Below are 20,616 nucleotides of genomic sequence, written 5' to 3'. Positions count from 1 at the left end.
TACGGATTAATTTTTATGTTCTATATATTTCATGCTTTCCGGGCAATTAGGCACCCTGCCCCGGAAAAGAAGTTATAGTGCCTAGTAAGTACTGTTTCAGCAGCATCAAATCTAAAACATCAATAGTACCACTTGCATCCAAATCAGCTAATTTTGTATTCTCAATATTTCCCTGTCCTAAAAGGTATTTTTTCATCAACTGGAAATCTATTGCATCTATTTGATCATCTGAATTCAAATCTCCCAATTTTGCTGAGCTCTTTGCAGTAAATGTGAACCAATTAAGGTTAAATAAATATCCGCTATCCCCGGTGAATTTCAAATACAAGTCATGTTTTCCGCTTACCCCGCTGACACTGCACTTTACATCAGTGTATGTCTGCCAATCGCCATTACCGGCAACGGGACAGGTCCCCACTAAAGTTCCGTTTGGACTGTCTAGTCTAATCTCAATATTACCTCCACTGGTGGCACTTGCGACTCTTGCCACGAAACCTTCGGCACCGCTGCCGAAATCCACATTGTTATAAACAGTGTAGTCTCCATTTTCTATATATCCTACATCCTGTCCGCCTTCAGAACAGGATTCAGTTTGGATTCCGGATTGGTTATCATAGCTTTCAGCCTCAATCTGTTTATATGCAGATAAAATAGGTGCTTCCGCTCCTCCTGTTGAATTAATTGATACGCTTGCAGACGCTAGTCCGTTGGAGCTTGCCGTTACCACAATTGTTCCATTGACTTTGGTAGGCTGTACAATTACAAGGCACTTACCACTGAAAGCCTTACGACTGTTGCCTTTATATGATTCCGTACTTATTGAATTTCCATTATCAACTCCCACAATTACCCCGGGGCCTGATATAGAGAAATTCACTGCATTGTCAGCTGTGGGAACGGTCACATTTTTGCTGTCTGCAATGTCTGTTTCGATATATATCAAATCTTTACCGTCTGCTTTAACAGAAGTTCTGTCGGGCTTTAACAGGACTTTTGAAGGAGCACCTGCCGTGACGACTTCATCGTATACCACAGTACCGCCTTTTGTGCCTTTTGCCCGCAATGTCCCTGAAGACCATGGAACACTCCATGAAAGATGTCCCGCTGTTCCAACGGTTTTTGAGCCCAGTGATGTTCCATTAAGGAATAATTCTACCGTATCGCAATTGCTGTACGCCCATACCTCAACATTAGTACCTGCAGACCAGTTCCAGTGGGGCAATATGTGAACCATCGGCTTGGTACTCCACTTGCTTTGATAAAAATAGTAGATATCTTTTGGGAACCCGCATGTATCCACTATTCCAAAATATGAACTTTTTGCAGGCCATCCGTAAGGTGTAGGTTCGCCGATATAGTCAAACCCTGTCCATACAAATTCACCTGCCATGTAATTTCGTTTATTGATTTCATTATATGATGATTCCGCACTGTTACCCCAGCTGACCACACTGTTATCATAAGAAGAACACTGGTTATCGGTGTCGGTTAAAATGTTTTTATTGGTAGGTGTTTTATAAACCCCACGGCTTCTGACCGCAGAACTTGTTTCACTTCCAAACATCTTCCACTCCGGATGGCTGTTATGTCCACTATCATACGTATATGGAAAATAGTTGTAGCCAACCAAATCAAGAGCACTGGCAACCGACTGATGTGTTGCATCTCCCATGTCAGCGGCGAAACAGCCCCATGTCACAGGCCTTGTGCTATCAATATCCTTTACCCAATTTTTAAGTTTTGTGGCTGTAGCCACAGTTGGTGAAGGAATCTCATTGCCTATACCGTACATAATAATTGAAGGATGATTGCGGTCCCTTGTAACCATTGCTTGAAGATCAGTCTGGGCCCAATTGTTAAAGTACAGATGATAGTCATTGGTGGTTTTCCCTGTTTCCCAGCAGTCAAATGCCTCATCCATAACCATTAACCCTAATCGGTCACAAATTTCAAGCATCTGAGGATCAGGCGGGTTGTGTGAAGTACGAATTGCATTACAGCCCATATCCTTCATAATCTGGAGCTCTCTTTCAATGGCACGATAGTTTACAGCTGCACCAAGAGCACCTAAATCATGATGTAGGCACACCCCGTTTATCTTCATATTTACACCGTTAAGTGAAAAACCTGAAGTGGAGCTAAAGTTGAAATATCTGATTCCCAATGTAGAACTATATGTATCTGATACATTGCCGTCTACAATAACTTGGGTCTGAACTGTATATAGATATGGTGAAGCAGGAGACCATAAATGGGGATTTGTTACTGTCAGATTCTGACTGAAGGTATTGCTGCTACCACCAGTGATACTACTTGCTGATGATGTATTTGAGGCTACGGCATTACCCTCTGCATCCGTAATTGTAGTTTTTAATGATACCGATTTTGCAGTACTTCCCTGATTCAATATCTTTGTGCTTACGTTTGCAGTTGCTGAACTACTGCTAACTGCAGGTGTTGTTACAAACATTCCGCAGTAGCCCACATGGACTGGGTCCAATACTGTCAACCAAACATTCCGGTAAATACCGCTTCCGGAGTACCAACGGCTGGTAGGCTGGTTGTTATTGAGCCTGACTGCAATAACGTTGCTGCCTCCTATATTGAGGTATGGAGTTAAATCATATTCAAAGGAGGAATACCCATACGGACGGGTTCCCAGCAAGGTACCGTTAATCCATACCTGGCTGTTCATATATGCTCCGTCGAACTCAATGAATACCTTCTTACCGGTATAATCCGATGGTATTGTAAAGGTTTTCCTGTACCATCCGATTCCTCCGTCCAGATATCCACCTCCGCCACCAGCAGCAGAAGATTGATTAAACGTATTATATATGCTCCAATCGTGTGGCAGTGTAACCCCCGACCAGCCACCGTCATTGAAGCTGATACTCTGGCCATTGGTTACATCTCCTTTGTTAAATTTCCAACCTTCATTAAAACTCTGTCCTCTTAATCCGTTGCAGATATCAGTTCCTTTAAGTTCCTTAAGTCCTGCTGTATCAGCCATTACCGTCTGTTGAGGTATTGGTATCATTGTCAGCATTAATACAGTCACAAGAAATATACATAGAATTTTCTTTCTCCACATACCGAAAAAGCCTCCTCATATTAAAATTTGAGTTTCTCACACATACTTAAACGGCAATACCTTTATACTTTTTCTCCCGGAAAACTGGTTATCGTGCCCAATATAAATTGTTTCAGAAGTGAAAAATCTATTGCATTAATATCCCCGTTGGCATCCAAATCGGCCAGCTTTGTATCTTCAATTTCTCCTAATCCCAGAAGATACTTTTTCAATAACTGTAAGTCTATTGCGTCTACTTGTCCGTCAGAATTTAAATCACCCAATGTTCCCGTATTGACACTGCCTGGAGTAAATGTAAACCAATTAAGGTTGAATAAATATCCGCTGCCTCCTGTAAATACAAGGTATACATCATGTTTTCCTGTTACCCCGCTGACTACGCATTTTGCATCAGTATAAGTCTGCCAATTTCCGTTTGCAGCAATAGGACATGTTCCTATCAGAGTGCCTGTAGCACTGTCAAGCCGTATTTCAATGTTGCCTCCACTGGTTGCACTTGCTACTCTTGCTTGGAAGCCTCCGACACCATTACCGAAATCTACATTGTTGTATACAGTATAGTCCCCGTTTTCAATATATCCTACATCCTCTCCACCTTCCGAACAGGTTTCTGTCTGGATTCCTGACTGATTGCTGTAACTCTCTGCTTCTATTTGCTTTGTAGCATCAACAGGTGCCGGTGGTTCAGTGGAAATCTTAAGCAAAACTGTTCCATGTGAAGGAACAGATGCTGTATATGAGCCAGTAAAACTGCCTTTGTCAGCTTTAGCCCACAAATCTCTCACCGTAACACTTCCACTTACACCTATGTCTGACCAATTAACTGTAATATTGGATGTTGCCGAATTCCTGTTCAATAAAGCAACTGCCTTAGTTGTCCCATTTGTACCCAGTGGTTTTACCCAAATCTCCAGACCATTTGCACTTTTAACCCTTTTCCCCTGAACTCCTGCAGGGTCCTGGTCTATTGCTATTACTTCCTTATTCATTAAAATATCCTTTGTGGTCTGTGACATGGTCCTTATATCATTTCCTGCAATTAGGGGAGATGCCATCATACTCCACATGCTCATCTGTGTACGGTATTCCTCTGTTGTACATCCACCGTTTCCGATTTCAAGCATATCAGGATCATTCCATGCTCCGGGAACAGCTGAACTTGCGTATTGGGCATTACCATCAATTGCATTAATAATACCTTTGAACCATTCGGTTCCGTTATCCCACTTATCAGCGATATCACCGGTAGTACGCCATAAATTACCCGTTGCAGGCATCCAACTCTGATATCCCCATGCACATATGCTGAATACGATTGGCCTTCCGCAATTTGCAAGAGCGGTCTGCATTTTCTGGTAATCGGTTTTCATGTCACTACCGTTTGGTATATTGCAGTTATCATATTTAAGGTAATCAATGCCCCATGAAGCAAATGTCTTTGCATCTCTGTCCTCATAGCCTTTGCTTCCGCTTTGAGGAACATTCATACAGGTCATGGTTCCACGGCATCCATATATTCCGAGTTTAAGGCCCTTTGCATGTACATAATCCGCTAAAGCCTTAATCCCGTTTGGAAAACGTGTAGGGTCGGCTCGCAGGTTTCCGTTGGAATCACGTGCCGGATTTGCCATCCAGTTATCATCCAGATTCAGGTACACATAGCCTACATCCTTCATTCCTGAACTTACCATTGTATCGGCAATCTGTTTAATCTTAGTTTCATTAATATCTCCATGGAAGATATTCCAACTGTTCCACCCCATCGGTGGCGTTTTGGCAAGATTGTTATCCCATGCCCCGGTATTCAGGGCCATTATTATAGTAAATGTAAGCCCTAAAAGGACAAGTGAAATAACCGCACGAACTTTTTTCATAGTATTATATCCCCCCTAATTATTTTTGTTTTAAAGCTCTGTTATTTGTCCCAGCAGATACTGCTTCAAGACTGCAAAATCCATTGCCGTCACGGCTTCATCGCCGTCCAAATCGGCTGCTACCGAATCAATTGCAACCTCATCACCCAGCAGAAACTTCTTTAATAGTGCAAAGTCAATTGTATCTATAGTGCCGTCCCTATTTACATCCCCATACTTCACCTGACTAATGGTGGGGAAAATTTTCACGGAAGACATCCTGTCATTGCATCCGGCTTCTATAAAGTTTGAATTATCTGCAGAAAAGGACCATTTTGTACCGGTGAAATTGTCATCATCATAAATCTCAACCGTATAGCCTTCAGGTACTTTTATAGATGATGTCCAGTTGTCAGAAATACCTGCAGCAGTGAGCTGGGCAGTTGTATAGCTGCCTGGGTTCAGCGACACCGCAGTACCGCCAAAAGCAGTATCCTGATAGAAGGTTGTTTTCCCATAAACCTTTACTGATGCATCATCCACATATAAATTGGTTCCGCTGTCAGGCCCTTCGAAATATATGCTCAAATCAGTCAGTGTACCTGTAACATTTAACGTATAGTTACCTGACAATTGGACCCAGGAGCTGTTGCTTCCAGTAACGGTGGCAATATTGGTATAGGAAGTTCCGCTGTCATCAGTTTTTCTGATAGTCATTATTATCGGGGCACTATCAGTGTTGTCCAGTCTCACCCAACCGGAACAAGTATACGTGTTACCATTTTGAACTTTTGTTGTAATATTCTGAATAGGCCCGTTCCAGGCTCCTGTCCTGCCTGAATGCAGCAGGCTATAGCTCCCCGAGTGCTTTTGCACTGTTGATGAGGCAATTGTACCCGCACCATTTACAGTCCAGCCTGTGGTATTTCCTGACTCCATATCCGAATTGGCAAGCAAATTGTCCGAAGGTTGCGTGCCCGCATACGTTCCCAGCTTGAAATAGATACCGTACCTATCCTTGTATCTTTGATAATGGGGTGTAAATACCAAATGGTTATCCTCGTCGGTATTTCTCAGTGTAAATTCCAGCTTCCCGGGCGTTTGATTCAAATTATTCTTTATATTGGCAATCCAATTATCAATGCTGGGACTGGCAGCGGTATTGATATTAATAGTATCTTTTATAGTCACATTTTTAGTTGCTTTTAAAACCTGAACCCCATGTGATTGAGTTGTCATGCTTTCAATTCCAAGACCTGCGCTCAATACTACGGGGCCATACGTAAAGGCCACCGCATTGGGATTGTCAGTCAGTCTGGAAACTCTTACTTCAGTGGGCAGGGTTAGCTCAACTGTATCTCCTGCCTGCCACACTCTGCTGACATCAAGATAACCATTTACCTTGGCAATATTAATTGAAGTGCCGTTAACCTTAACTGTAGCGGTTTGTCCTGCTGCAATCCATGATGGTGACCTGAATTTAATTTTTACTTCTGATGAAGGAGCACTGTTGATAGTAAAGGTTACTTTATCTGATAATGGTAGATTGGCCTGTTGTGTCAGTGAGAGACCCTTTTCGCTCCAGTTCAGGATAGAGCTCAGATACATGTTTACATACAGGTCTGAGCCATTATTATAATACAAACTGTCATTCAACTTTGTGAAATTCTCCATCCCTGTTCCCGTACAGCACCAGAAATGGTCGAATTGGGAACTGAATACCTTGAAATATCCGGTTCCCATCGCCTTGAAGTATGTAGCCATTCCGGTTTCCGGATTTTGAGAAGCCATGATCTCGTTTATCAATGCATTCTCATAGTAATCTGCATATTTAACGTCACCCGTTACCTTGAACAACTCTCGGGTCAACTTCAGCATATTATTGACATTACAGGTTTCATTATTTACATTATCCCTGTATGCGTCCAGTTTGCCTGCGGCCCTGAAATGCTCATCTTCACTGTTACCGCCTGTTACATATGTATGGTCTTTCAATACTATATTCCAAAACTGTTGTGCCGCTGTTAAGTATGACGATTCTGTGGTTCCCAGCGTGCGATAGCGGTTCAGGGCACCGATAAATTTGGGAATAGTTGTATTGGCATGTTTTCCGGGTAAAACGTTTGTACCGGCAGCGATTGTGTTAAATAGTGAGGTTTCGTCGAATTTATGTGCTGCTGTCAAATGGTTGCTGTTCCCTGTAAGCTTATACAATTCATAGAGACAATCATTCATACCTCCATACTCAACACCCAACACCTTCGACTGCGTTGCAGAATCCCAAGCGTTTACTCTTTTGTAAATCCAATTCCCCAGATTTGTTGCTATTGTCAATGCGGTTTGGTTGCCTTCAAATTTGTAAACGTCGAGAAGACCTGACATGATTTTGTGCATGGTATACCACGGTACCCAGCTTGAACCGGAAGCCTTTCCTTCAACAACATCAAATTGGGTAACCGGAGTTGCAAACAAATATCCATTTCCGTTTTTGTTCTGGCAAGCCTGTAACTCGGATATAATCAAATCTATACGGCTTTTCAGATCTGCATTTACTGTAGCATCGGACTTGGTGTTTTTATAAGCCTGGGCAAGTGCTGACATATAATGCCCCATGGTATGGCCTTGAATCAGGGTATTGTTTTCCCACCCTCCATAATAGCTATAAGTTGTTGATAAGCCTGCTGCTTTCTTGAAACCTACCAACAAACGGTTTGGATCAATTGCCCGTAGGTAAGCAACCTCTTTATTAAATGCATTTACATAATAAGCATCTGTGATTTTTACCTGTTCCATGTCGAATTGCTTTAAGGCTTCAACGCTCGCTGCTGAAACTGATAAAGGTATTTGTACACTGAATATGAGTGAAAATATCAATAAGCATGGTAGAAGTATCCTCTTAGTTTTAAACATATTTGCCTCCTTGATCATTTTACAAATCCAGATATAACAATTTGACAACCAGTCATAATCCCAAATCATCATAGTGCCAATCGGTTAGTTTCTAAACAATACCCAACAGAAGTTTTTTGAAGACAGCACAATCTAGTGCATCAATAGTTCCGTCCTTATTTAAATCTCCTGCTTCAATGTCGTTATCTACCGGGAAATCATTAATTAATCCCAGTATATATTTCTTCATTAATGCATAATCTGCTGCATCTACGCTGTCATCTCCATTGAGATCTCCAACAACTGTAGGTGTTCCGCTTTTTTCGAATTTCCACCAATTGAAATTAAACAGATAACCGCTTCCCCCTGTGAACTTCAGGTATAGGTCATGAACCCCCTCTGCACCGCTTACGGTACAGGACTTATCAATATAGGTCTGCCAACCGCCTGTTTCGCTAACTGCGCAAGTTCCCACAAGTTTACCTGTAGGGCTGTCGAGTCTTAGTTCTATATTGCCGCCGCTTGTTGCTGACGCAACTCTGGCAACAAAGGATGCTGCTCCCGTACCAAAATCTACACCTTTAACCTTTATATAATCACCATTTTCGATAAAGCCTACATCCATTCCGCCTTCACTGCATGTTTCTGTTTCAATTCCGGACTCCCAGCAAATTGTTTCAGCCTCGTTTTGTACAAATGGATTAAGGTATTGAACCTGAGCAGGCCCGGTTTTAGTAATAGGTATAGTTGGTATCGTACCGTCAGAATTGTATTTAAATTGTTCTACACAAACAGAACGGTGGTAGCTTCCTCCTCCTGCCAAATCACCTGTATGGTAGAAGAAGTATGAGTTTCCCTTAAAGTCGGTTATGGCAGGATGAATTGTAAAACTGTTTTGTGAGTTCATAATAGCGCCCTTTGAAGTCCATGGACCTGTAGGACTATTGCTTGTAGCATATTGAATATTTTCTCCTGATGATCCCATGCCTGCATACACCAAATAGTATAAATTGTTTCGTTTACAGAGCCATGGACCCTCTATATACCCTGACGGCTTTGGAGATACCTGAGTTATGCTTCCGGAGTAGGAAATCATATCCTGGTTTAATTTCACATAGTATGCATTAGAATTTCCCCAATACAAGTAGGCTTGCCCGTCACTGTCAATAAACACGGTGGGATCAATATCCTGTGCCCCGTTATTTGCAATTAAAGGCTTTCCAAGAGCATCTTTAAAAGGCCCTTTAGGATTGTCCGACACTGCAACACCTACTGTTCTCGCACCATATTGGTTAGTTAGTGTAACATATAAATAGAACTTTCCATTTCTAGGTATACACTGTGCTGCCCATGCATCTCCCTTTGCCCAGCTGAAGGTTTTGTAAGACAGTGGTGATCCGCAATCTGTCCAATTTACCATATCAGTTGTTGAATAGCATCTCCATTCGTTCATGGTATAAAAGTCATTTACTGTCGTATCCTCATCATGTGTAACGTACAGATAACAGGTGTCGTTATAAATCATCGATGCCGGATCAGCAGTATAGTATGTCTGCACAATCGGGTTATCCGCATAACATACGAATGAAAAAAGAGTAGTAAAAATAAGTAAAAGCCCAAATATCTTGCAAACTTTTTTCATAAAAATACCTCTTTCCTTATTTTAATTTTTGAAAATATGTTAAAACATAATTTTCAGTCTATACTGCACCTGAGCCCGGAAAAGTAGTAATTGTCCCCAGAAGGTATTGTTTCATAAGAGAAAAATCAAGTGCGTTAACATCACCGTTAGCATCCAAATCCGCAAGCTTTGTGTCTTCTATTGTTCCTGATCCCAGAAGATATTTTTTTAATACTTGTAAGTCTATAGCATCTATTTGTCCGTCGGAGTTTATATCACCTAATTTACCTGTAATAACAGGTGTATTACTGAATTTAAACCAATTAAGGTTGATTAAATATCCGCTATCTCCAACATATTTAAGGTATAAATCATGTTTACCGCTTACACCGCTGACAGCACAGTTTACATCTGTAAAGACCTGCCATCCGCCTGTCCCGCTAACTGCGCAAGTTCCAACCAAAGTTCCGGTCGCACTGTCAAGTCTTATTTCAATCTTGCCTCCGCTGGTGGCACTTGATACTCTTGCTTGGAAGCCGGTAGCACCACTTCCGAAATCTATGCTCTTGTATACGCTGTAATCAGCGTTTTCAGTGTATCCTACAGCCTCGGTTCCTTCATCACAGGTTACATTCTGAATTCCGGACTGGTCATTCCAGCTCTCTGCCTCTATTTTTTCAAATGCTGATCTTGGGGTAACCGGAGTATCAGGGCTTCCGGTGTAGTTTCTGATTAGACCGAGATCCCAGATGATTTGCTGATATTCAGGGCTCATATCGGTAGTACCCTGAATAAGAAAATCTACCTTGTTTATATCGTTTATTTCCAGTTTCTGATTATATCCTGCACGTATAAGTTCACCATGCGATACGTTAGTTGTCCATTTGTCCGAATTGTATTTTGTAAGATTGCTTCTTGTTGCCCATTTATTGTTGACCAGAGTCCAGGGTCCTCCTGCACTTGATGATGTGAACAGCTCGTAGCTTCTGCCGTCTATCATGGCTTCAACAAGGAGATAGTATTGATTGTCGGCAAGACTTTTGTAAACCGCTGCTGCTTCAAAAACATTTGAGCATGAAACAGTTGGTGTGCTCCAGCCCTTATTAGGGAAGTTTGCCAGAGCGGTTTTTCTCATATACAGTTTTCCTGACCCGTCACTTGGTGTATTGTACATATATGCGTACTGATCGTCGCAAATTATGTAATAATCCCAACCCATGTTGCCGGATATGCCAAAGGATTTCGGCCCTGACCATGAATTCGGATCATCAGGAGTAGTTGTTGTGGCGTAAGCTGCCCCATATGTACCATCCTGGTAAACAAGGTACCATAATTTCTGTGGTTCATAGTAGAACAATTCCGGCGCACAGAAATAGCTTTCCCCTATTTTACTCATATAGGTACGTGGAGCTGTTTTCAGTCCTGCAATTGTACTTGCAGATGTAAAACACATTTGCCAGCCGCCGCTTTTATTTGCACCTGTGTAATAAACAAGGTATTTACCGTTATAATAAACGATAGTAGGGTCTTTAGCTGCATAGTAATCATATGGGCTACACTGGTTGTGAAAAATAACCCTTTCGTCAACGTTCCATGATGGATTAGGGTTGGCCGCAGCATTGACCACTGTGCCCAATGTTGATACCATCATGAACAAGCCTAAACACATTGCAAAACCTTTTTTAATTAATTTGCTCATACTTTTATCTTCCTTTCGTTATAAACTTAAGTTAAATTTTATTTTATGGAGACTGTGGTTTATACCGAGTTTCACCCCGGAAACTCGGTAATAAGCCCCAATAAGAACTTTTTCATTAAAGAAAAATCTAGTGCATTAACGTCGCCGTTTCCATCCAGATCAGCGGACTTTGCGTTTTCAATTTCTCCCAGACCCAGAATATGTTTTCTCATGAGCTGTAAGTCAATGGCATCAATCTGTCCATCAGAATTAACATCTCCCAGTATGACAGAACTGCCGGCTTCACTGAATTGAACCCAGTTAAGGTTAATAAGATATCCGCTTTCCCCTTTAAATTTCAAATACAAGTCATGTTTTCCGCTAACACCGCTTATAGCACAAATTGTATCTGTAAAGACTTGCCAGCCTCCTGTTCCTGCAACTTGGCAAGAACCGATCAAAGTGCCGGTTGCGCTGTCAAGCCTTATTTCAATGGTACCTCCGTTGGTTGCGCTGGATGCTCTGGCCTTAAAACCATTTGCTCCGCTTCCGAAATCTATATTTTTATACACGGTGTAATCTCCGTTTTCTGTATAGCCTACAGCCTGACCGCCCTCATCACAATCCACATTCTGGATTCCTGATTGTGAACTGAAGTTTTCGGCTTCTATTTTTTCAAAAGCTGATAGCGGAACATCAGGAATCGGGGTATTGGGTCCGGCAGAAGTATAATAACGGAACCAGTTAATATCGGCATAACCTCCCGAGGAAGCAGTTGTATAATTGTATATACCGAACTTGTCACCTTGGAAAAATCCAAGGTCAAAAGGCATATTTAATGTTCCCCCAAGTTGAGTAAAGTTTATATTATCAGTGCTATAGTAAAAAGTAGCCTTATTACTGTTAAGGTCCGCTTTCGCCCTTAAATAGACAGTATTTCCGGTAAGTGTAGGACCGTTTGTAATGGTTCCTGCCGTATCCTTGCTAGCGTTGATATTTGCCACTATTTTTTTCACTCCGCCTGATTTGCTTACGCCGATGGTTCCATACGGAATATTAAGAAGACATAGTCCTGCATTATCACCGTCTACCATATTGGTGGTGTCAAGCTCTATAGTGCCTTGGCAATCAGGACCCTCCACCCTTTGGGTAAGGGTATTGGTAGCCCTCCATAGATTATTTGCATTTTTTGCATGAAGTCTGAGATAGCCCGGTCGCTCGCTTAAAGACCACTTTGTATTGTCCGGATAATGATTCCACTGCCACTGTACTCCCATTTTTGTTGAACTGAATTCATCAGAATTGGGAATTGTAAGGATTGGATATGTTTCACCTACGTCCGGCTTTTTATATGTAACAGGAACGGAACCAATAGGATAGGTTTTTCCTGCTATGGTTACATTTTTTACTGTGGAAGGGTCTCCAAGTACCGGCCAATCATTCTGCCACTGCATAGGTATCAAAATGTCCCTGCGGCCCAGACCCTGACCATCCTGAAATACATAGAACCACCATTCACCTGTTGTAGTATCTATAGGTCCCCCCTGGTGGATTTGGCTTCCGCCGGGAATACTTGGACCGTTTAACAGTATCCTCATTTCGTAAGGCCCATATATGTTTTTAGACCTGAGGCAATATGTATACGATTCCGGAGGAGTGGAGTTACGGAATATATAATAATATCCGTTCTTTTTCATAACATGTGTGCCTTCAACCAGATAATTTCCGGTTGCACCTTCGATACGGGTTGTCACCTGACTATTCACTACCGACTTATAATCAGCGCTTAGTTTAGTAACCTTTACGTCGTTTGCCTCAGAGATAATGTATCCCGTACCGTCGTCATCAATAAAGAGTCCCGGATCGTGGAAGCCCTGATTGTAAACTGTTTTTGTATACGGGCCGGCCGGATTTGTGGCAGTGCACATGATGAACTTCCCCTGTGCCTGATAGATTCCCACATAATACGTCCCGTTACGGTAGGCAATGGTAGGTGCCCAACAGCCATGTCCGTAATCATTAAATGTATTTGTCAGATCATAAGATTTCCCTGTACCATTAAGGTCTGAAGTAACGTATCCTATAATCTCCCAGTTGATTAAATCCTTTGAATGAAGGATAGGTATTGACGGAAATGATACGAAAGTGGAACTTACCATATAGTAATCACTTCCAACCCTGATAGCTGAAATATCAGGATAATCGGCATTCAAAATCGGGTTTGTGTAGGTACCGTTGTTATTATCAGACTGCCAAGCACCGACAAAAGTCGTCTGTGCAGCCAATAGACATACCAGCAATATAATACTGAAGGCTTTTTTAAACAGCATCACATGGTCCCTCCTTTTAGTTATTTTAAAAGAGAGCAGGTAAATTTAAAAAACTTACCTGCTAACCTAGATTAGATTGTGCCCAGAAGAATTTTTTTGAAAACGGCAAAGTCGAGAGCATCGATTACACCGTCTTTATTCATATCTCCGGCATTGATATCATCCTCAACAGGGAAGTCATTAATTTGACCAAGAAGATACTTTTTCAGCAATGCATAGTCTGTTGCATCAACGCTGGCATCTCCGTTGAGATCACCTGTAAGAGTCTGAGTCGTATTACCGAATTTGAACCAGTTAAAATTCATTAGATAGTTGCTTCCACCTGTAAATTTAAGATACAAGTTATGTTTTCCGGTTACGCCGCTTACAGTACACTTTGCATCAGTCCAAGTCTGCCAATCACCTGTACCTTTAACTGCACAAGTTCCTACCAGCGTGCCTGTTATGCTATCCAACCTGATTTCGATATTACCTCCGTTTGCGGCACTTGCTACTCTTGCCTGAAAACTTGTTGCACCACTTCCAAAGTCTACATTGTTATAAACAACATAATCACCATTCTCGATATACCCTACATTAAGACCTCCTTCAGTACAGGTTTCGGTTTGAACTCCGGACTGACTGCTGAAGCTCTCTGCCTCGATTTGTGTAAAGGCTGATACAGGTGCAGCAGGAGTATAGTCTGTAAACCCTTTTTCACATATCATTTGAGAATAGTTCCACAGGCTCTGCTTCCATACATTCCAATCATGACCTGCACCCTGGATAAGGAAGTAGGTATTTGGGATACTATGAGAATCGCAGAAATCATGTACAGCTGTACCAAAACTAATCAGATTGTCAGTGGTTCCGTAGGAAATAAACAAAAATTTCAACAACTGCTGAGCTGAAGTTCCGTTATCAGGGAAAAGTTGGGAATTAGGTAGCGTATCAGGTGCCGCTGAAAAAGCTCCTACATAGGGGAACAAGTTCAGATTCAGAAGTCCGATATTAAATGCTTGTCCGCCACCCATTGAGAGGCCTGCAACAGTCCTGTGAGCACGGTCAGTGTAAACTGAATAATGTGATTCTACGTACGGCATAAGACTTCCGATTAAATCTTTTGTAAAATTGGTCCAACCGTCAGATACACCGGTTGCTGTTGCATTACCATTTGGTAATACGACAATAAATGGTTGAATTTTACCTGCGGCTATAAGATTGTCAAGAATTACATTAGGCGCACCGTTAGTGTACCACTCGTCTTCATTACCACCGATACCATGCAGTAAATACATTACACTGTATTTTTTGTCGGCTGAGTAGTTTGGAGGAAGGTAAATTCTTGCTCTCCTCTGACTGTTTGTTGCTGCTGACTGATAATTGATGTAGCTCACCTGTCCATGTGGAATATTGTTCTGAACCTGGTCATATCCTGACGGTGGTGTGGTCGGCAGCGTTGCAGCCTGCACCTTGGAATCAGGCACTGTAAAAATCAAAGTGAAAGCAAAAACAAATGCCACCATTCCCCAAATTGTTTTTTTAGTTAATATATTTTTTTTCATTTATTTAACCCCTTTCTTTTAAAACATTGATTCATGGTAAACTTGGAATTGTACCAAGCAGATATTTTTTAAAAACTGCAAAATCAAGTGCATCAATAACGCTGTCTTTATTTAAGTCTCCGGCTTCAATATCGTTTTGTGCCGGAAAATCTTCAATTAATCCCAGAAGATATTTCTTCATCATGGCATAATCTGCTGCATCCACGCTGTTATCTCCGTTGAGGTCTCCAATAACAGAGGTGTTCCCCGCTTTGGTGAACTTCCACCAGTTAAAATTGAACAGATAACCGCTTCCACCCGTAAATTTCAGGTACAAGTCATGTATGCCTTCTGCACCGCTTACAGTACAGGTCTTATCGACCCAAGTCTGCCAGCCGCCTGTTTCGTTAACCGCACAAGTTCCTACCAGTTTACCTGTAGGACTGTCAAGTCGTAGTTCTATATTTCCACCGCTGGTAGCCGAAGAAACTCTGGCAACAAATGATGCTGCACCTGTGCCAAAATCAACACCTTTTACCTTTATGAAGTCCCCGTTTTCAATAAAGCCTACATCCATTCCGCCTTCACTGCAGATTTCCGTTTCAATACCTGATTCCCAGCAGATTGTTTCAGCCTCGGTTTTAACATATGGATTAAGATTGCCGACTTGGGCAGGGCCGGTTGCAGTCATATTTATTGTTGGGAAAGTACCGTCGGTATTGTACTTAAATTGTTCAACGCACACAGAACGGTGATACCCTCCTCCATCCGGCAAAGCACCATTGTGATAGAAAAAATAGGAATTACCCTTAAAATCAACTATCCCAGGATGATTGGTGAAACTACTGCCCTGGGTAGGCATGATTTTCTCACGATAAGTCCAAGGCCCTGTAGGCCCGGTACTGGTGGAATAACCTATATGCTCTGATATTGGGCCCCCCGCAAATACCATATAATATAAACTATTACGCTTGTAAAACCATGGTCCCTCTTCGTATGTAGTTGGTCTGTCGGTTTTACTTCTTGTTCCGAAACTCGCAGTAGTCAAAGGTACTTTTACAATACTCCCTGAGTACGAGACCATATCCTGGTTCAACTTTACATAGTAAAGGTTTGGATTACCCCAGTACAGATAAGCCTGTCCGTCATCATCGATATATACTGTTGGGTCAATGTCGCCGCTGCCGGTGCTAACCAATGGTTTCCCAAGAGGATCTTTAAACGGGCCCGTAGGGCTATCCGATACTGCAACACCTATTGCCGTCCCTCCGGTTTTCGGAGTCAAAGGAACATAATAATAAAACTTTCCGTTTTTTTGAATACATTGGCCTGCCCATGCATCCCCTTTTGCCCAACTGAACGAAGAGTATGACAGTGGCGAACCATTATCTGTCCAGTTTGCCATATCAGTTGAGGAGTAGCATCTCCAGTCATTCATAGTAAAGAAATTATTAACCAATGTATCCTCATCATGTCCTGTGTAAACGTAGCAAGTATCGTTATATACCATAGGTGCCGGATCGGCAGTATATAAAGTCTGCACTATTGGATTGTCTGCATAGCTTACTGTTGGAATAAATAATGTAATTGCTGACAAGAGAGCTGCAATTTTGCATACTTTTTTCATTTTTTTACCTCTTTTTTAAATCATTTTTATTTAGAAAAGGGGTATTAAATACCCCTTTTAATAATTATTTGTCAGCTGGAAATATTGTTATTTGCCCAAGTAGATATTGTTTCATAAGAACAAAGTCAAGTGCATCAATTGTGCCGCTGGCATCTAAATCGGCAAGTTTTGTATTTTCAACTGTTCCTGTGCCTAAAATACACTTTTTCAAGACTTGGAAGTCCAGTGCATCTATTTGTCCATCGGAATTCAAATCACCTATTTTGTCTGTAGAAGCAGGAGTATTTCCAAACATGAACCAATTTAGATTAAATAAGTAACCGCTTCCTCCTGTGAATTTCAGATACAGGTCATGCTTTCCGCTTACACCGCTAACGCTGCACTTGGCATCGGTAAATACCTGCCAACCGCTTGTTCCGGCAACCGGACAAGTCCCTACCAAGGTTCCGGTAGCACTATCTAACCTGATTTCAATATTACCTCCGCTTGTTGCACTTGATACTCTGACTTGGAAGCTTGTAGCACCACTTCCGAAGTCTATGCTTTTGTAAACAGTGTAATCACCGTTTTCGGTATATCCGACAGCCTCTGTTCCTTCGTCACATGTAACGTTCTGTATTCCGGATTGATCGTTATAGCTCTCTGCTTCAAGTTTTGTAAATGCACTTCTTGGTTCTACCGGTGTGTTGTCACCCGGAACACTTGCCATATATTGTTTTAACCAAGTCATTGCAGGTCTTTCAGATCCATCACTGCGTATAAGGTGAGAATTTGAAATCCAGGTATGTCCTTGTAAGTAACCCCAGATAGTAATACCTTTTACTGCAGAATGTTCATACATAACAGGGAAAAGTTCCTGCATCTTGTTTTTCTGTGTATTGTCATCTGCAATATTTAAATCCAATTCAGAAATGTAAATAGGTACACCTGTTGCAGCAAGTTTGTCCAGTCTTGACTTTAGATTTGCAGCACTTGTATTTTCAAGGCTGTGTGATTGACAGCCAACACCATCAATGAGGTTTCTGGCCTTTAATATTTTTACAACCGGTATGTATTGATCAAGACAAGACCACTCATTCAAAACATTATAGTCATTAATCAACAGCTTTGAATTTGGGAAATACTTACGAGCCATTTCAAAGGACCATACAATCCAATCCCATCCTGTGCCATAGAGGCCATTGTCGCCACCGATATCATTTTTGTATGGGAATGGAGCATGTCCAGGCATTGCTTCATTTACAACATCAATGTATTCTGCATCCGGAAAATTCTGTGCAGCAGCTTTATACCAGTTTTCGATGGCTGTTTTTCTTGCTGAACCGGAAAGATTGCCTAGCCAGTTTGGATACTGTGAACCCCATATAAGTGTATGGAACTTAAAAGGAATTTTGTTTGTTTTACAGTAATTGTACATTGCTTTAGCCTGACTAAAATTGTATACACCCTGCTGTGATTCGCATGAACCCCACTTGGTAGCATTTTCAGGTGTAATCTGGTTCCAATAGTCTCCAAACTTACTTGGTGGATTACCGTCATACCATATGTTTCCAACAAATTTAGCCTTTCCTGTGGCCATTGCAGCATCTGCTGTCAGTGGTAAACTACTGTTGATAATGCAAGTACACAAAAGTGCTGAAAACAGAATACTGAAAATTCTGAACTTACGGTTTTTACTTTTGTTAATCATTCTTATTTACCTCCGTTTAAATTTTATTTGAACCAATCTGGTTACCCCCGGTAACCGGCAGCATAAAGTACTGTTCAAATGAACAGCATAAGCCGCAACCATCCCATCATGTACTGAAAATTTGGTAATGATCTCATTAAACAATGCAAATATAGTGTTTTTACTGAAGTATTAAATCTTCAAGATAAGCCAAGGTTGTCATTCCGGCAGCATAAGATAACCTGCTAAAATGCTTTTGAAAAGTGTATATTAATACGAATTAACGATGTATGCTCCTGCATACAAGTTGGGTTAGAATCAACTACTTAAAGTTTTTACGATTGATAGGAAAAATAGACTATTCTTTATTGAATATTTGAGCCCCCCCTTCTTAATTGTTGTCTAATTATTATCTTTTAGCACTTGGCCAAAAGATAAGCCAATACCAATAACTAAATAAGGTTCTCCGTCCAATATTGTGTATAAGGTATTGACTTTCTTTGGCTAATGTAAGAATAGGAGTAAAATGAAAAAGAACGATTAGTACATATTAACTATGTTAATTTATTATAGAATGTAAACGGTTTCCATCTCAATATAAATCTTTTTGTTATTGGTATAAAATTTTGTAATTATTTTACCATATGATGAAAAAATAGTAAATTGATTATTTAGCTCTATGCATTTGTATATTTTTTTTTAACTTTGTTATAATAAATTTTTTCTTACTACGTTTCACTTCGGTACTCCTTAGGAGTAACTCCTATGGCTTTCTTAAAAATATAGCAGAAATAATGAGGATCGTTATACCCGACATTATAAGCAATTTCAGACGATTTGAGAGAAGTAGTTTTTAAAAGCTCCATTGCCTTTTTTACTCTTACTTTTGTCAGGTATTCAATAAAATTTTCTCCTGCCTCCTGACTAAAAATGGTACTAAAATGACTGGGACTCACATTAACATATGACGCAACTGAAATGAGAGAAATATTGGAATTAGCAAAATTGTTGTGTATATAATCCTTTGCTTTTTTTATAATGCTGTCATACTTTCTCTCTACCCTTGTATCCCTGAATTCCAATATTATTTTTAAAGTATTTTCTGTTAATTCTCCGAATTTTTGTATAGAATCTATACTTGCAACAAAGCTTTCTAAATTTGTTACCCATGGTAGCAGAGTTTCAATTTCGCCTCCAAGTTCGTCAATAAACCTAGACGCACTTATTACCACATCCATGAATAGATAATGAATATACATGGGTGACTTCATCTCAATTTCATTCAGGTTATCAATGAACTTATGGACAAAACATCCAACATCAGATTTCAGTCCGCACTTAAAAAATTCGTAAGTATTATTCATGTCAATCTTAATAAAATCCTTTTTACTACCCATATCAGACTTTATATCGTTTATACCGATAATCTTACGTTTCCCGTATATATAGCGGTAGTTTTTTATTTCATCGGCTTCCTTATACGATTGCGTAATTCCCTGTATTCTTTCTCTTGCACCACCGATACTGATTCCCAGAATACAGGATGTTTTCCTTTCCACTTCATATTTTAGGGATTGTGCCAGACTGTAAGCAGTTTCTTCCATACTCTGGGAATTATCACCTTTTATTATTACTATTATTTCTCCAAGCATCCTTCTGAACTTAATAATTTCACTGTTTTTACTGACAATGTTGTCTATCAGAGTCTCTGCCTGTAATACTTCAGTAAATTCGCCTCCGGAAACATCTTTTTTGGGCATTTCCAACTCTAAAATTTCTACAATATAAAACTTCGAAATTATATTTATATTTAAGCTTTCACAATTATCTATAACTTCAACCGGGGGAACCATACCTAATAAAAGCTCGCTTAAAAATTTATCCCTGAATAAGGGAGCATTTTCTGCAAGTTGCTTTTTAATTTTCTCAGCACTTTCTCTTTCTCGTTTTTCGTATATTATTAAATCTTTTACTTTTTCCAGTGATTCAAGGAGGTCGTGAGCAGTCACAGGCTTAAGCAAGTATTCTGTTACCCCTATTCGCATTGCCTCCCTTGCAAAACCAAACTCGTCATGGCCGCTCAAAATAATAATCTTAACCCAAGGCATATTTTTCCTGACAACCTGACTTAACTCCAAACCGTCCATAAACGGCATTTTTATATCAGTAATTAATATATCCGGCTTTATTTCCATAATAAGCGGCAGTGCAAATTCACCGTCAGGTGCTTCGCCTGAAAATACAAAATCAGTTTGTTCCCATTTAATGCAATCCCTGATACCATGACGAACTATAACTTCATCATCCACAAGAAATATTTTATACACCTGTA

Annotated in this window: 10 protein-coding genes; all 10 read right to left on the bottom strand. The window is 40.6% G+C overall.

What is annotated here, in order from left to right:
* Positions 1-46: 46 nt before the first annotated feature.
* On the bottom strand, positions 47-3,094 hold the full coding sequence (locus tag CLO1100_RS04465; RefSeq protein WP_014312558.1) for a carbohydrate-binding protein: 3,048 nt from the start codon (positions 3,092-3,094) through the stop codon (positions 47-49).
* Between the two features lie 62 nt (positions 3,095-3,156).
* Positions 3,157-4,968, bottom strand: a complete 1,812-nt coding sequence (locus CLO1100_RS04460) for a carbohydrate-binding protein (RefSeq protein WP_014312557.1) — start codon at positions 4,966-4,968, stop codon at positions 3,157-3,159.
* Between the two features lie 30 nt (positions 4,969-4,998).
* Positions 4,999-7,857, bottom strand: coding sequence for a beta-L-arabinofuranosidase domain-containing protein (locus CLO1100_RS04455; RefSeq protein ID WP_014312556.1), 2,859 nt, complete (start codon positions 7,855-7,857; stop codon positions 4,999-5,001).
* A 91-nt stretch (positions 7,858-7,948) separates the two neighbouring features.
* On the bottom strand, positions 7,949-9,478 hold the full coding sequence (locus CLO1100_RS04450; protein WP_014312555.1) for a family 43 glycosylhydrolase: 1,530 nt from the start codon (positions 9,476-9,478) through the stop codon (positions 7,949-7,951).
* A 58-nt stretch (positions 9,479-9,536) separates the two neighbouring features.
* Positions 9,537-11,156 (bottom strand): non-reducing end alpha-L-arabinofuranosidase family hydrolase, encoded by a 1,620-nt coding sequence (locus CLO1100_RS04445; protein ID WP_014312554.1) that lies wholly within the window; start codon positions 11,154-11,156, stop codon positions 9,537-9,539.
* A gap of 71 nt (positions 11,157-11,227) precedes the next feature.
* Positions 11,228-13,465 (bottom strand): family 43 glycosylhydrolase, encoded by a 2,238-nt coding sequence (locus CLO1100_RS04440; RefSeq protein ID WP_014312553.1) that lies wholly within the window; start codon positions 13,463-13,465, stop codon positions 11,228-11,230.
* A 71-nt stretch (positions 13,466-13,536) separates the two neighbouring features.
* The gene (locus CLO1100_RS04435) at positions 13,537-15,009 is read right to left on the bottom strand and encodes a carbohydrate-binding protein (protein ID WP_014312552.1); all 1,473 of its coding nucleotides are present in this window, start codon (positions 15,007-15,009) and stop codon (positions 13,537-13,539) included.
* A gap of 31 nt (positions 15,010-15,040) precedes the next feature.
* Positions 15,041-16,615, bottom strand: a complete 1,575-nt coding sequence (locus CLO1100_RS04430; RefSeq protein WP_014312551.1) for a family 43 glycosylhydrolase — start codon at positions 16,613-16,615, stop codon at positions 15,041-15,043.
* Positions 16,616-16,679: 64 nt separating this feature from the next.
* The gene (locus tag CLO1100_RS04425; RefSeq protein WP_014312550.1) at positions 16,680-18,305 is read right to left on the bottom strand and encodes an endo-1,4-beta-xylanase; all 1,626 of its coding nucleotides are present in this window, start codon (positions 18,303-18,305) and stop codon (positions 16,680-16,682) included.
* Positions 18,306-19,012: 707 nt separating this feature from the next.
* Positions 19,013-20,611 carry a response regulator gene (locus tag CLO1100_RS04420; protein WP_014312549.1) on the bottom strand — a complete coding sequence of 533 codons (1,599 nt, stop codon included), beginning with the start codon at positions 20,609-20,611 and terminating at the stop codon, positions 19,013-19,015.
* Positions 20,612-20,616 lie beyond the last annotated feature (5 nt).

It is taken from the genome of Clostridium sp. BNL1100, assembly GCF_000244875.1.
Lineage (GTDB): Bacteria > Bacillota > Clostridia > Acetivibrionales > DSM-1351 > Ruminiclostridium.
This window is presented reverse-complemented; position numbering and strand designations above follow the sequence as displayed.

What these genes read in the sequence shown, in the direction of transcription:
- CLO1100_RS04465 (WP_014312558.1), bottom strand. Translation starts at nt 3,094, where the DNA reads ATGTGGAGAAAGAAAATTCTATGTATATTTCTTGTGACTGTATTAATG.
- CLO1100_RS04460 (WP_014312557.1), bottom strand. Translation starts at nt 4,968, where the DNA reads ATGAAAAAAGTTCGTGCGGTTATTTCACTTGTCCTTTTAGGGCTTACA.
- CLO1100_RS04455 (WP_014312556.1), bottom strand. Translation starts at nt 7,857, where the DNA reads ATGTTTAAAACTAAGAGGATACTTCTACCATGCTTATTGATATTTTCA.
- CLO1100_RS04450 (WP_014312555.1), bottom strand. Translation starts at nt 9,478, where the DNA reads ATGAAAAAAGTTTGCAAGATATTTGGGCTTTTACTTATTTTTACTACT.
- CLO1100_RS04445 (WP_014312554.1), bottom strand. Translation starts at nt 11,156, where the DNA reads ATGAGCAAATTAATTAAAAAAGGTTTTGCAATGTGTTTAGGCTTGTTC.
- CLO1100_RS04440 (WP_014312553.1), bottom strand. Translation starts at nt 13,465, where the DNA reads ATGCTGTTTAAAAAAGCCTTCAGTATTATATTGCTGGTATGTCTATTG.
- CLO1100_RS04435 (WP_014312552.1), bottom strand. Translation starts at nt 15,009, where the DNA reads ATGAAAAAAAATATATTAACTAAAAAAACAATTTGGGGAATGGTGGCA.
- CLO1100_RS04430 (WP_014312551.1), bottom strand. Translation starts at nt 16,615, where the DNA reads ATGAAAAAAGTATGCAAAATTGCAGCTCTCTTGTCAGCAATTACATTA.
- CLO1100_RS04425 (WP_014312550.1), bottom strand. Translation starts at nt 18,305, where the DNA reads ATGATTAACAAAAGTAAAAACCGTAAGTTCAGAATTTTCAGTATTCTG.